The sequence below is a fragment of the Lysobacter brunescens genome (assembly GCF_042677005.1).
Taxonomy (GTDB): Bacteria; Pseudomonadota; Gammaproteobacteria; order Xanthomonadales; family Xanthomonadaceae; genus Lysobacter_I; species Lysobacter_I brunescens.
On sequence record NZ_JBHTIF010000001.1, the window covers coordinates 763,924 to 777,408 of the forward strand.

Sequence of the window (13,485 nt, forward strand, 5' to 3'; positions counted from 1 at the left end):
AGCAAGCTCACGAAACACGTTCACGCAGCACAGCTTCGCAATCGTCAACACAGCCCGGCAGCGTCGCGGCGACAGGCACGCGCCGATATTCCAATGATGAGGGGAGTACACACATGAAGTTGCAGAAAACCGCGCTCTCGATCGCCATCCTGGCGGGCCTGGGCTTCGCCGGGCAGACCTTCGCGCAGGACAGCGCGTCGACGGGCGCCAAGGAGGCGGACGATCTGGATACCGTCGTCGTCGTCGGCATCCGCGGCTCGATCGAGAAGTCGCAGGACGCCAAGCGCGAAGCGAAGAACCGCATCGAAGTCGTCTCCGCCGAGGACATCGGCAAGATGCCCGACCACAACGTGGCCGACTCGCTGCAGCGCATCGCCGGCGTGAACATCAGTGCGGCCAGCGCGAACGAAGGCGCGTTCGACGAGAACGACCGCGTCAGCATGCGCGGCACCAGCCCGAGCTTCACCCAGACCCTCATCGACGGCCACAACATCGGCTCCGGCGACTGGTTCGTGCTCAACCAGAGCGGCACCGTCGGCCGCAGCGTCAGCTACTCGCTGCTGCCCTCCGAACTGGTGCAGAAAGTCGAAGTCATCAAGTCGTCGGAAGCGCGCCTCGTCGAAGGCGGCGCGGTCGGCAACGTCAACATCGTCACCCGTCGTCCGCTGAACTTCGGCGAAGGCTTCACCTCGCACATCTCGCTCGGCGCGGTGAACGCCGACCTGCCCGGCAAGACCGATCCGCAGCTCTCGGCCCTCGCCAACTGGACCAACGACAGCCGCAGCTTCGGCATCATGGTCCAGGCCTTCAGCGAAGAGCGCCACCTGCGTCGCGATGGCCAGGAACTGCTCGGCTACGAGCGCATCCTGCCTGGTTCGCCGATCGCGGTGAGCAACCCCAACCTGAGCGGCGTGTACTACCCGACCCTGATCGGTTCGGCGCTGTTCGAGCAGGAACGCAAGCGCACCGGCGGCCTGGTCTCGGCCGAGTTCAAGCCGACCGACGACTTCAAGTTCTCGCTCACCGGCTTCAGCTCGCGCATGAAGGCGGACAACTACAACCGCAACTACATGCTGTGGGGCAGCCGCATCCTCGCGCAGGGCAGCGGCCAGGCGCCGGCGCCGGGCTATGTGGTGCGCAACAACACCCTGGTCAGCGCCACCTTCACCCCGGACGCCACCCGCCAGTACGGCATCTACGACCAGATCTCGCGTCCCGGCGCCGAATCGAGCAGCAACTTCATCAGCGGCGACTTCCAGTGGGACGTGAACGACAAGTTCCGCCTCAGCGGGCAGCTCGGCACCTCGACCGGCCACGGCAAGACGCCGACGCAGGACGTGGCCGAATGGGACGTGGGCCTGGGCAGCGGCGCCGGCTGGCGCCTCAACGGCGTGGGCGCGGCCGACTGGAACCTCGGCAACACCAACACCGGCGCGCCGGGCACGTTCAACACCTCGATGAAGCTCGACTGGATCTTCGGCTTCCAGGACGTCGACGTGGTCGACAAGGAACGCTGGCTCAAGCTCGACGGCGAAGTCTTCCTCGACGGCTTCTTCACCTCGCTGCAGTTCGGCGTGCGCGATGCGCGCCATGAGCGCAACCTCGACAACGTCGTCGCCCAGGGCCCGGGCTGCATCGGCGCCAACGGCGCGGTGGTGCCGTTCGACTGGGCCGCGACCTACTTCTGCCCGGCCGGCTCGCAGTCGCCGTTCGATCCGGCCAACTGGCCCAGCGGCTATCGCAACTATCCGGGCAACTTCGCGTCGGGCCTCGGCGGCAGCTTCCCGCGCAACATCTGGTACTACTCGCCGGAACAGCTCGCGCAGTTCAACCGCTTCACCACCCGCGACCCGGTCAGCCGCCGCTTCTTCCCGGCCGAGTACGGCCTCGACGAGCGCAGCACCGCCGCCTACTTCCAGGCCAACTTCGAAGGCGAGAAGTGGGCCGGCAACTTCGGCCTGCGCTACGTGCGCACCGACATGGAAGCCGCGAACTGGGTGAACACCTCGGCCACCGATCCGCGCGCCGTCACCACCTCGGCCTTCGGCCCGTTCCGCCAGGATGTGGTAACCAACGTCTACAAGGACTGGCTGCCGAGCGTGAACCTGCGCTATTCGATCGACGACAACAAGCTGCTGCGCTTCGCGGTGTCGCGCACCATGACCCGCCCGGACTACTCGGCGATCGCGGGTGCGGTTTCGCTGAGCCCGCCGGCGACCGTCGGCGGCATCGGCACCGGCAGCGGCGGCAACCCGGAACTCGAACCGATCCTGTCGACGAACTTCGATGCGACCTTCGAGTGGTACTACGGCGAGCGCGCACTGCTGTCGGTCAGCGGCTTCCTGATGGACATCGACAACTACGTCACGCTGGGCAACGAACGCCGCAGCTACCTGACCATCGATTCGAGCAACCCGACCGGCGCCATGGTCCAGTACGACCTCAGCATCCCGGTGAACTCGCAGGCCAAGGTCCGCGGCTTCGAAGTGGCCTGGGAACAGCCGTTCGGCGACTACTTCGGCGTGTTCGCGAACTACACCTTCGCCAAGGGCACCACCGAGGACGGCGGCGACATGCTCGGCACCTCGCGCAACACCTACAACCTGGGTGGCTACTTCGAGAACGAGCACTTCAACGCGCGCCTGAACTACACCTACCGCTCCGAGTTCTTCAGCGGCCTGGATCGCGCCTCGGCGTTCTACCAGGACGAAATCGACAACGTGTCGGCGTCGTTCGGCTACAAGTTCAACGACAACTACTCGATCGCCCTCGATGCGTTGAACCTGAACAATCCGAAGACCGCCTACTACGCCGAGAATCGCGACCGCCCGCGTTCGATCTACCAGAACGGTCGCCAGTACTACCTGACCTTCCGCATGAAGTTCTGATGTCCCGACCGGACCCGGCCTCGCGCCGGGTCCGGTTCGCACCGCTCTCTCTCCTCCTCCGGGTGCTGGAACGATCCCCCTTCGGGCCTGGTGACACCGGGCCCGTTTTTTTGGGTGCTCCGCAACCGGCATGAATTACAGTCGAGCCCGGGACGACGCGTCCGGTCTCCCGCGACATCCTCTTCCGTACAGACAGGTATCCATGGCCACGACCCGCGCATACGCCGCCCTGCTCCTGATTCCGCTGTCGCTGTTCGCCTGCGGCACCTCCACCGCAGGCGAACGCGCCGTGTCGTCGGGCCTGATCCCGGTGCCGTCCTCGCTGCAGCCCGGACGCGGACAGCTGCGCTTCGATCGAAACACGCAGATCCATGCCGGAAGCGAGACAGCGAAGCGCGCGTCCACACTGTTCGCCGACCTCGCGCAGCGCAGCCACGGTTTCAGTCCCGCCGTCGACGCAGGTCGCACGACGACCGGCATCGTCTTCGAGATCGATCCCGCATTGCGCGGCGACAGCGACGAGGCGTATGAGATCGACATCGATGCGAAGCACGCCGTGGTCCGCGCCCGGACAGCGCAGGGCCTGCAGCATGGTGCGGTGACGCTGTGGCAGCTGGCGATCGATGCGCACGGCCCGCGTTCGACGCTGCCGGCGGTGCGCATCGCGGATGCGCCGCGTTTCGGCTGGCGCGGCGTCATGCTCGACTCGGCGCGTCACTTCCAGACCGTCGACGAGATCAAGCACCTGATAGATGCGATGGTCGTGCACAAGCTCAACGTGTTCCACTGGCATCTCACCGACGACCAGGGCTGGCGCATCGAGATCAAGCGCTACCCGAAGCTCACCGAAGTCGGCGGCTGCCGCCAGCCTTCCGGCGATGCCGGCATCGATGCCGACGGCAAACCGGTACGGTATTGCGGTTGGTACACGCAGGACCAGATCCGCGAGGTCGTGAAGTACGCCGCCGAACGCCATATCCAGATCGTGCCGGAGATCGATATCCCCGGTCACGCCACCGCGATCATCGCCGCCTATCCCGAGCTGGGCACCACCACCGAACCGCTGAAGCCGGTGGCCGAATGGGGCGTGTTCGTGAACCTGCTGAACACCGAGGAGTCGACGATGGTGTTCATGGAGCATGTGTTCGAGGAACTGGTGTCGCTGTTCCCGGGGCGCTACGTGCACATCGGCGGCGACGAGGCGGTGAAGGACCAGTGGATCGCCTCGCCGCGCGTGCAGGCGCAGATGAAGGCGCTGGGCCTGAAGACCGAGATGCAGATGCAGAGCCGCATGGTCGCGCGCTTCGAGGCCTTCCTCGCGGCGCGCGGCAAGCGCCTGATCGGCTGGGACGAGATCCTCGAAGGCGAGCTGCCGCCGAGCGCGACGGTGATGTCGTGGCGCGGCATCGAAGGCGGCCTGCAGGCGGCGGGCAAGGGCCACGACGTGGTGATGTCGCCGGTGTCGCATCTCTATCTCGACTACCTGCAGACCGAATCGCCGAACGAACCGCCGGGACGCCCGACCACGGTCACGCTGCGCAAGCTCTACGACTTCGATCCGGTGCCCGATTCGCTGGCCGCCGATCGCCACCACCACATCCTCGGCGTGCAGGCCAATGCCTGGACCGAGCACATGCGCACCTATGCGCGCGTGCAGCATGCGATGTTCCCGCGCCTCGCTGCATTGGCCGAAGTCGGCTGGAGCGCCGAGGCATCGCGCAGCTACGACGACTTCATCGGCCGCCTCCCCTCGCAGCTCGCCCGCTACCGCATGCTCGGCATCGCGCCTGCACGCACACCGTTCGAAGTACGCTTCGACGCGAACGCGTCCGACGATGGCCGGGCATCGGTCGCGCTGTCGAATGCCACGGGCTATCCGGAGATCCGCTACACCACGGACGGCAGCGAGCCGAAGGCGACCTCGCCACGTTACGACGCACCGCTGTCGCTGGCGCAGACCGCGACGGTGCGCGCGGCGGTGTTCGTCGATGACAAGCCGCTGCAGTCCGCCGACCGCTACACGATCACGCAGGCCTCGCTGCTCGAACGCACTGACGAGACCCTGAAGATGTGCACCGGTGCGCTGATGCTGCGCCTGGAGGACGACACCACCGTCGCCGGCGAACGCGCGATCTTCAACGTCGACATCTTCAACCCATGCTGGGAATGGACGCAGGCACCGCTGTCGAGCACGCGCGCGGTCGCGCTGCGCGTCGGCCGCATTCCCTACTACTTCCAGCTCGCCCACGACGAAAAGAATCGCAGGTTCAAACCAGCGACGACTGCGCATGGCGAGGCCGTGCTGAGGGCCGGCTGCGACGGCCCGGTGCTCGCGACCACGCCACTGCCGGCGGCGCCTGGAAAGGACGGCTTCCTCGACCTGACCTTGCCGCTGCCCGCGCAGACCGAATCGAAGGACCTCTGCGTCTATTTCACCGGCGATACCCGGCCCACGATGTGGGTGCTGGATCGCATCCGACTGCTGCCGCGCTGACATGAGCCCACTCGCCGTTCCCTCCCCCGCGACCCTGCTGACGATCTTCGGCGCCACCGGCGACCTGGCGCAGCGCATGCTGCTGCCGTCGCTGTACGGCCTGCATCGCGATGGCCTGCTGCATCCCTCGCTGCGCATCCTCGGCACCGCGCGGTCCTCGCTCGATGATGCCGGCTTCCGCGAGCTGGTCGATGCCGCGCTGCGCCGCTTCGTGCCGGCGGGTTTTCTCGATGATGCCGCCATCGCCGCGCTGCTCGATCGCGTGCACTACCAACCGGCATCGCTCGACGACGATGCCTCGATGGCCGCGCTGGCTTCTCGCGTCTCGTCGCTGCGCTCGGGCGACGTTCTCTACCACCTGTCCACATCGCCGTCGTTCTACGTCCGTGCCTGCGCTGCGCTCGCCGCGCATGGGCTGGCGGGGCCCGGCACGCGGGTGATGCTGGAGAAGCCCATCGGCCACGATCTTGCCGAGGCCATCGCGATCAACGACGGCGTCACCGCGTGCTTCGACGAAGATCGCGTCTACCGCGTCGATCACTACCTGGGCAAGGACGGCGTGCAGAACCTGCTCGCCCTGCGCTTCGGCAACGCCCTGTTCGAGCCGCTGTGGAACGCGCGGCACATCGAGCAGGTGCAGATCACCGTCGCCGAGACCGTCGGCGTGGAAGGTCGCGGCGACTACTACGACGGCTCCGGTGCCATTCGCGACATGCTGCAGAACCACCTGCTGCAGCTGCTGTGCCTGACCGCGATGGAACCGCCCTCGCAGTTCGAGCCGACGGCGGTGCGCAACGAGAAGATCAAGGTCCTGCGCTCGCTGCGACCGATCGGGCGTAGTGATGTCGGATCGGAGACCGTCGCCGGTCAGTACACCTCCGGCGCGATCGATGGTCGTTCCGTCCCGGGCTACCTCGACGAACTGGGTCGTTCCAGCCGCACCGAGACCTTCGTCGCGCTGCGCGCGCATGTCGACAACTGGCGCTGGTCGGGCGTGCCCTTCTACCTGCGCACCGGCAAGCGCCTGCCGCGCCGCTGCACCGAGATCTACCTGCAGTTCCGCGCGGTGCCGCACTCGATCTTCGCGCGCGGCGGTGCCGCGACCCAGCCCAACGCGCTGGTGATCCGCCTGCAGCCGGAGGAGCGCATCGAGCTGCAGCTGATGCACAAGACCCCGGGTCTGGACCGCAGCGGCCTGCGCCTGTCGCAGGTGTCGCTGGATCTGGACCTGGACGAGGAGTTCGCCAGCGTGCGTCGCCGACTGGCCTACGAACGGCTGTATCTGGATGCCATCGAAGGCAACGGCACCCTGTTCGTGCGCCGCGACGAGACCGAGGCGGCGTGGCAGTGGGTCGATGCGATCCTCGATGGCTGGCAGCAATCACAACAGGCGCCGCGTCCGTACGCCGCCGGCACCTGGGGCCCGACCGCCGCCGTCGCCCTGGCCGAGCGCCACGGCCACAGCTGGCGCGAGTGAAGGGAGACACGCATGCATGCACAGGCTGAGCTGTACACGCTGCCGGTCCGCCATCTGCGGGATCGGCATGACCGGAGGGACCCCGCGATGGCGGTGATCGAACACGCCTACGAGGACAGCGCGGTGCTGGCCGAGGCGGTGGCCGCGCGCCTGCGCCAGGCCTGCGCGAGCGCGCTGGCCCATCGTGGTCATGCGCTGCTGTGCCTGGCCGGCGGACGCACGCCGTTCCCGGCCTATCGGCAGCTGGCCGCGAGCGAGGGCATCGACTGGGAGGACATCGCGATCGTTCCGGGCGACGACCGCTGCGTGCCCTGGGACCATGCGGCGAGCAATGTCGCGTCGCTGCGAAACGCATTCGCCGAGGCCCAAGGCGTGCGCATCGGTGCGCTGACCACGCCCGACGGTGATCCCGGCGCCTCGCTGCAGCATGCACGCACGATGCTCAGCCGCCACGCCGACACCTTCGACGCGGTGGTGCTGGGCATGGGCGAGGACGCGCACACCGCCTCGCTGTTCCCCGGCGCACGCGGCTTGCCGGCGGCACTGTCGCCGGCCTCGCGCGAGGACGCCTTCCTGATCCATCCCGAGCCGCTGCCGCCGGAAGCACCGTACCCGCGCATCACGCTGGGCCTGGCACGGCTGCTGCGCACGCGCTCGATCCACCTGATCGTCACCGGCCCGCGCAAGCGCGAAGTGCTGCGCGAGGCGATGGCCGCCAACGACCCGCTGCGCCATCCCGTCGCCGCCGTGCTGCGCGCAGCGCGTGACGTGCATGTGCACTGGAGTCCGTGATGCAGCGTGTTGACGTGTTGCAAGAGCAAATCCCCCCTGCCCCCCTTTTGCAAAGGGGGGGAACAGCACGTCTCCATGACGTGGCGCCTGATGCGGCAACAGGCACGCGTCAACGATCAGCATCCCTTCGTGCAACCGGAGGTCATACCCCCTTTGAAAAAGGGGGTCGACCGGCGCGCAGCGACGGGCGGGGGGATTTGCGCGACCATGACATGCGCATCGGCGCAGATCGGACTCTCCACCCATGAGCCTGCACCCCGTCACCGAGCGCGTCACCGCGCGCATCGCCGAGCGCAGCGCGAAGCTGCGCAGCGCCTACCTCGCCCGCATCGATGCAGCCAGACCTTCAGGCCCCGCGCGCAAGGACCTCGGCTGCGGCAACCTCGCCCACGGCTTCGCCGCCTCCGGCGCGGACAAGCCGCAGCTGAAGGCGGGACACGCCGGGCACATCGGCATCGTCACCGCCTACAACGACATGCTCTCGGCCCACCAGCCGATGGAGCACTACCCCACCCTCATCCGCATGGCCGCGCGCAATGCCGGCGGATCGGCGCAGGTCGCCGGCGGCGTACCGGCGATGTGCGACGGCGTCACCCAGGGCCGCGCGGGCATGGAACTGTCGCTGTTCTCGCGCGATGTCGTGGCGCAGTCGACCGCGATCGCGCTCTCGCACGAGATGTTCGACGCCGCGCTGCTGCTTGGGGTCTGCGACAAGATCGTCCCGGGGCTGCTGATCGGCGCGCTGGCCTTCGGGCATGTGCCGACGATCTTCGTGCCTGCGGGGCCGATGCCGTCTGGCCTGCCGAACAAGGAGAAGGCGGCGGTGCGGCAGCGCTTCGCCGAGGGCAAGGCGACGAAGGAGGAGCTGCTCGAAGCGGAGTCGGCGTCCTACCACGGCGCGGGCACCTGCACCTTCTACGGCACGGCCAACTCCAACCAGATGCTGGTGGAGGTGATGGGCCTGCACATGCCGGGCACGGCGTTCGTGAACCCGAACACGCCGCTGCGCGATGCGCTGACCGTCGCGGCGGCTGAACAGGCGCTGCGGATCACGCACCTGACGAACGACTACCGGCCGATCGGCCGGGTCGTGGACGAGAAGGCGATCGTGAATGCGATGGTCGGGCTCGCCGCGACCGGCGGGTCGACCAACCACGCGATCCATCTGGTCGCGATTGCGAGAGCGGCGGGCCTGATCATCGACTGGGACGATCTGGACGAACTCTCAAGGCACACGCCGCTGCTGGTGCGGGTGTATCCCAACGGCAGCGCGGACGTGAACCACTTCCACGCGGCGGGCGGTCTGGGCTTCGTGATCCGCGAGCTGGTCGAGGCGGGCCTGATGCACCGGGACCTGCTTTGCGTGCACGGCGGCGACCTGCTGCGGCAGGCGAAGGTGCCGGAACTCGATGGCACGAAGCTGATCTGGAGCGAGGCACCGACGCAGTCGGGCGACACGACGATCCTGCGCGGGGTGCAGGAACCCTTCGATGCCGAAGGCGGACTCAGGCGACTGCAGGGCAACCTCGGCCGCGCGGTGGTGAAGGTCTCGGCCGTCGCGCCGGAGCATCGCCGCATCGAAGCGCGGGCGAAGGTGTTCGAGACCCAGGACGCGCTGCTGGCGGCGTTCAAGGCCGGACAGCTCGAAGGCGACTTCGTGGCGGTGGTCCGTGGCCAGGGCCCCCGCGCCAACGGCATGCCGGAGCTGCACAAGCTGACCCCGACGCTGTCGGTGCTGCAGGATCGCGGGCAGCGGGTCGCGCTGCTGACCGATGGAAGAATGTCCGGCGCCTCGGGCAAGGTGCTGGCGGCGATCCACGTGAGTCCGGAAGCCGCCTGCGGAGGCGCGATCGCGATGCTGCGCGAGGGCGACGTGATCGCGATCGACGCCGAGGCCGGCACGATGCAGGCGCTGGTCGACGAGGCCGAGTGGTCCGCGCGCGAACCCGCTCAACCCGATCTCGCCGCCAGCGCCCACGGCACCGGACGCGAACTGTTCGCCACCATGCGCCGCACCACGACCTCCGCCGAACGCGGCGCGTGCGCGCTGTTCGCAGACGCGTCGTTCGGCGATGACAAGGATCTGTGCGCATGACGCCCGATCAGCTGCAGCGCATCGACGCCATCCTGCGCGCCGCGCCGGTGGTGCCGGTGCTCGCCATCGACGATCTCGACGACGCCGTGCCACTGGCACACGCGCTCGTCGACGCGGGATTGCCCGTGCTCGAAATCACCCTGCGCACGCCGGTCGCACTCGACGCCATCCGCCGCATGCGTGAGGTGCCCGGCGCCATTGTCGGTGCCGGGACCGTGCTCAACGCGCACGACCTCGCTGCGGTTGAAGCGGCAGGCGCGGCGTTCGCGATCTCGCCCGGCGCCACCGACGCGCTCTACGCCGCCGCGAAATCTTCAGCGATTCCCTTCCTGCCCGGCATCGCCACCGCCAGCGAACTGATGCGCGGTCTCGAACACGGCTGGATGCGCTTCAAGTTCTTTCCTGCCGAGGCCAGCGGCGGCATTGCGACGCTGAAGGGTTTCGCCGGCCCGTTCCCGCAGGTGAAGTTCTGTCCCACCGGCGGCATCGATGCCGCGAAGGCACCGGGTTATCGCGCGCTGCCCAACGTGCTTACCGTCGGCGGCTCGTGGATGGTACCTGCGGATGCGTTGAAGGCGAGGGACTGGGCGAGCATCGGGATGCTGGCAGCCGAAGCCGCACGCTGATCGTTGCGTTCGTCATTGGGCATGCACCTTGTCTAAGTGCGTCGCGACTTGCGTCGCTCCCACGGAAAAGCAGGCTTTTGCGGGAGCGGCACAAGTCGCGACGGACGCGTCGCAGATATTCCTTCAAGCCCCACAGAAAAGGCCCTTGGCGGCGGGGAACCGCGCAAGGGCCAAGCGCTCGCCTGATTCTGGGGAGAGAGATCAGAACCGGTAGTTGACACCGAACAGATACGTGCGGCCGTACTCGAAGTATTCGCGCGGCTGCAGATCGTTGCCGTTGAAGGACGAACGGAAGGGCTCGTTCTCCAGGTTGTTGACCTGCAGCAGCAGCGAGATGTCCTTGAGCGGACCGGACTGGAAGGTGTAGCCCAGCTGCACGTCGGTCACCGTCTCGCCCTCGAAGGTGCGCCGGGTGCGATCGCCACCGAAACCCTGCACCTCACCGACGAACTGCGAGCGATGGCGCTGGCTGACGCGCGTGCTGAAGCCGAAGCGCTCGTAGTAGGCGGTGATGTTGGAGACGTACTTGGACAAGCCAGGCAGCGGCTCGTTCGGGAACCCCGGACCCTGCGGCTGGATGTCGCTCTTGGTGTCGGAATAATTCGCCTGGATGCCGAAGCCCATCAGCGGCTCCCACAGGATGTCCAGCGGCAGCGAGATGTTGAACTCCCAACCCTTGATCGTGCCGCCCTCGCCGTTCTCGGGCTTGAAGGCATAGCCGATCGGGTCGGTCGGCGCGTTCGACGGGTACTGCGACGGCGGGAATTCGGTGACGTCGCGGATATCGAACAGGCTGGTCTGGTTGTAGATGTAGCTGCGCAGGTTCTTGTAGAAGTACGCGACGCCAACGTAGCCCTTGTTGTCGCCGAAATACTTCTCGTACGCCAGGTCGAGCGCATTGGCGCGCCACGGTTCCAGTTCGGGGTTGCCACTGTCCAGCTTCCACGTCGGCGCGATCGTGCCGTCGGGGCGACGATAGTTGAGGTCGTAGCTGACGTTGCCGTTGGCGCGCAGGTCGTCCATGCGCGGACGGGCCATCTGGCGGCTCGCGCCGAAACGCACCACCTGTTCCCAGGGCAGCTCGAACGACAGGTTCAGGCTCGGCAGGAAATCGGTGTAGGCAGCACCACCGGAGATGTCGGCGCCGAGGCCGTTGCCCGGATAGGTGCGGGCACCTTCCGAGGACTGGTCGACGGCGACCGCCTGGAAGCCGATGTTGCCCTTCACGCCGACCGATCCGATCGTGGTATCGATGTTGGCCTGCACGTAGGCGGTGGTGACCTGCTCGTTGACTTCCCAGTTCTTGTTGCTGATGTCGCTGTTGACGTTGGTGCGACGGGTGTAGAGCGTCTCGTAGGCGCGCAGGGCGTCGTAGCCGTAGATCGAGGGCACGCCGTAGGCATTGAACGCGGCGCTGCGGCTGATGCCGGTCGGCAGCGGCGCGGACACGCCGTCCGGGCAGGTCGGCGACACGCCGGCGAGGCAGGCGGTGATGTCGAGGAAGGCTTCGTTCGACGCGCGGCTCTTGGTGCGGTCGGTCAGGTTGGCGCCGAACTCCACGCTGCTGAACCAGCCTTCGTCGAAGCGGCGTTCGAGGTCGAAGCGCAGCGAGGTGAGGTTGTCGCGGACCTCGAAGTCCTTGATGTAACCGTCCTGGCCCCAGCCGCCGGCATCGCCGAGACGGAGGATGTTCGGATCGCCGTAGTCGTAGCCGAAGTCGAAGTCGTAATGGCCGTCGGAGTTGTAGCGCGCGTTGAGCGTGTCGCGCGGCAGGCCCGGGCCGACGCCGGCGTAGGTTTCGAGAATGCGTTCCTCGCGCTTGGCGCGGGAGTTGCTGATGTCGGCGACGGCGGTCCAGTGCTCGCCGAGCTCCAGCTGGTGGCGCCAGCCGATGGCGAACAGTTCGTCGTAGGCTGCGTTGAAGTCGTTGCGGATCACCGGGTTGATGCCGGTGAAATTGGAATTGGCCGGGGTGCTGCCGGGCAAGGTGGTGCCGCCGAAGGCCGCGCCGAATTCCATGCCGCGCTTGTTCTCTTCCTTGTCGAACTTGGAATAGAACACGTCGAGGACCATGTGGTACTCGTCGCTGGGCTTGTATTCGAGCACGCCCATCAGGCCGTCGCGCTCGTTGTCGTTCTCCAGGTCGTAGAGCTTGCCGCCGCCGAAGATGCCGTTGCCGTCATAGCCCCAGGCATCGCCGAACTGCTTGCTCTGGCCGGGATTGTTCAGATGGGCGTAGCCCAGCGCCAGACCGATCGTGTTGTCGGCGAACTGGTCGATGTAGGAGACGCTGGCGCGATAGCCGTTCTCCTTCTCGTCGCCGACCTTGTTCATGTCGCCACGCACGTTGACCGCGAACGCCTGCTTGCCGAAGGCCAGCGGGCGGACGGTGCGCAGGTCGACGGTGCCGGACAGGCCCTGGCCGACGAGCTGCGCATCCGAGGTCTTGTAGACGAGCACCTGGTTGACGAGTTCGGACGGGTACTGGTCGAACTCGACGCCACGGTTGTTGCCCAGGCTCACCTGCTCGCGCCCGTTGAGCGTGGTGGTGGAGAAATCGCCGGCGAAACCGCGGATGTTGATTTCCTGCGGTCGGCCGCCGAAGCGCTGCGCGGTCAGGCCTGGCAGGCGTGCGAGCGAATCCGCGATGGAGGTGTCCGGCAGCTTGCCGATGTCTTCCGACGAGACCGCTTCGACGATCGAGGTCGATTCCCGCTTGGTCTGCGTCGAGGCTTCGATGCTGCGGCGGATGCCGACCACACGGACTGTATCGAGTTCATCGGCGTTGTCCGCCGTTTCCTGCGCCGGCGCCGCTTGCGCGTACGCGCCATTGGCCAGCATCAGCGCGGCTGACGCCAGCGCCATGCTCAGCAGGTTTCGCTTCAAAGGCTGCATTGCTCCCCTCCACTGCGGCTGGAGTTTGTATGCCGTCCGGCCGCGCGTGGCGCAGCCCGGGTCACGGTCACGTCCGGCGTCCAGTCCTTCGCCGGCGTGCAGGGCGATGGTAGTCCGGGCCTGCGCCATGCAACCGCGCCTGCATACGTATTCATCCAGAAATCCGCACGAATCAGGGGCTTCCAGGCATGCCGACGGTGGAATAGTGCGCGCAGCCC

7 protein-coding genes are annotated in these 13,485 nt (G+C 67.2%); 6 read left to right on the forward strand and 1 reads right to left on the reverse strand.

The features are described 5' to 3' along the window. Positions 1 to 113 precede the first annotated feature (113 nt). The 6 genes from ACFQ0E_RS03200 (at position 114) to eda (ending at position 10,372) form a co-directional block, all read left to right on the forward strand. Positions 114 to 2,888 (forward strand): TonB-dependent receptor, encoded by a 2,775-nt coding sequence (locus ACFQ0E_RS03200; protein WP_386822249.1) that lies wholly within the window; start codon positions 114 to 116, stop codon positions 2,886 to 2,888. Positions 2,889 to 3,090: 202 nt separating this feature from the next. Further along, positions 3,091 to 5,382: a beta-N-acetylhexosaminidase gene (locus ACFQ0E_RS03205; RefSeq protein ID WP_386822250.1), complete on the forward strand. Its 2,292-nt coding sequence runs from the start codon at positions 3,091 to 3,093 to the stop codon at positions 5,380 to 5,382. Position 5,383: 1 nt separating this feature from the next. Further along, on the forward strand, positions 5,384 to 6,859 hold the full coding sequence (gene zwf / locus ACFQ0E_RS03210) for a glucose-6-phosphate dehydrogenase (RefSeq protein ID WP_386822251.1): 1,476 nt from the start codon (positions 5,384 to 5,386) through the stop codon (positions 6,857 to 6,859). Between the two features lie 12 nt (positions 6,860 to 6,871). Beyond that, a complete protein-coding gene (gene pgl / locus ACFQ0E_RS03215) occupies positions 6,872 to 7,651 on the forward strand; it encodes a 6-phosphogluconolactonase (RefSeq protein ID WP_386822252.1) in 780 nt (259 codons plus the stop codon). Positions 7,652 to 7,895: 244 nt separating this feature from the next. Further along, on the forward strand, positions 7,896 to 9,746 hold the full coding sequence (gene edd / locus ACFQ0E_RS03220; protein WP_386822253.1) for a phosphogluconate dehydratase: 1,851 nt from the start codon (positions 7,896 to 7,898) through the stop codon (positions 9,744 to 9,746). Then, positions 9,743 to 10,372, forward strand: coding sequence for a bifunctional 4-hydroxy-2-oxoglutarate aldolase/2-dehydro-3-deoxy-phosphogluconate aldolase (gene eda / locus ACFQ0E_RS03225; protein WP_386822254.1), 630 nt, complete (start codon positions 9,743 to 9,745; stop codon positions 10,370 to 10,372). Before edd ends, eda begins: the two co-directional genes overlap by 4 nt. Before the next feature lie 201 nt (positions 10,373 to 10,573). Here eda and ACFQ0E_RS03230 read toward each other — a convergent pair whose 3' ends face one another. Continuing rightward, the gene (locus tag ACFQ0E_RS03230; protein WP_386822255.1) at positions 10,574 to 13,267 is read right to left on the reverse strand and encodes a TonB-dependent receptor; all 2,694 of its coding nucleotides are present in this window, start codon (positions 13,265 to 13,267) and stop codon (positions 10,574 to 10,576) included. Positions 13,268 to 13,485: the final 218 nt, after the last annotated feature.

Bases quoted from the DNA above. Each gene is read 5' to 3' on its own strand.
- ACFQ0E_RS03200 (WP_386822249.1), top strand. From the start codon at position 114: ATGAAGTTGCAGAAAACCGCGCTCTCGATCGCCATCCTGGCGGGCCTG.
- ACFQ0E_RS03205 (WP_386822250.1), top strand. From the start codon at position 3,091: ATGGCCACGACCCGCGCATACGCCGCCCTGCTCCTGATTCCGCTGTCG.
- zwf (WP_386822251.1), top strand. From the start codon at position 5,384: ATGAGCCCACTCGCCGTTCCCTCCCCCGCGACCCTGCTGACGATCTTC.
- pgl (WP_386822252.1), top strand. From the start codon at position 6,872: ATGCATGCACAGGCTGAGCTGTACACGCTGCCGGTCCGCCATCTGCGG.
- edd (WP_386822253.1), top strand. From the start codon at position 7,896: ATGAGCCTGCACCCCGTCACCGAGCGCGTCACCGCGCGCATCGCCGAG.
- eda (WP_386822254.1), top strand. From the start codon at position 9,743: ATGACGCCCGATCAGCTGCAGCGCATCGACGCCATCCTGCGCGCCGCG.
- ACFQ0E_RS03230 (WP_386822255.1), bottom strand. From the start codon at position 13,267: ATGCAGCCTTTGAAGCGAAACCTGCTGAGCATGGCGCTGGCGTCAGCC.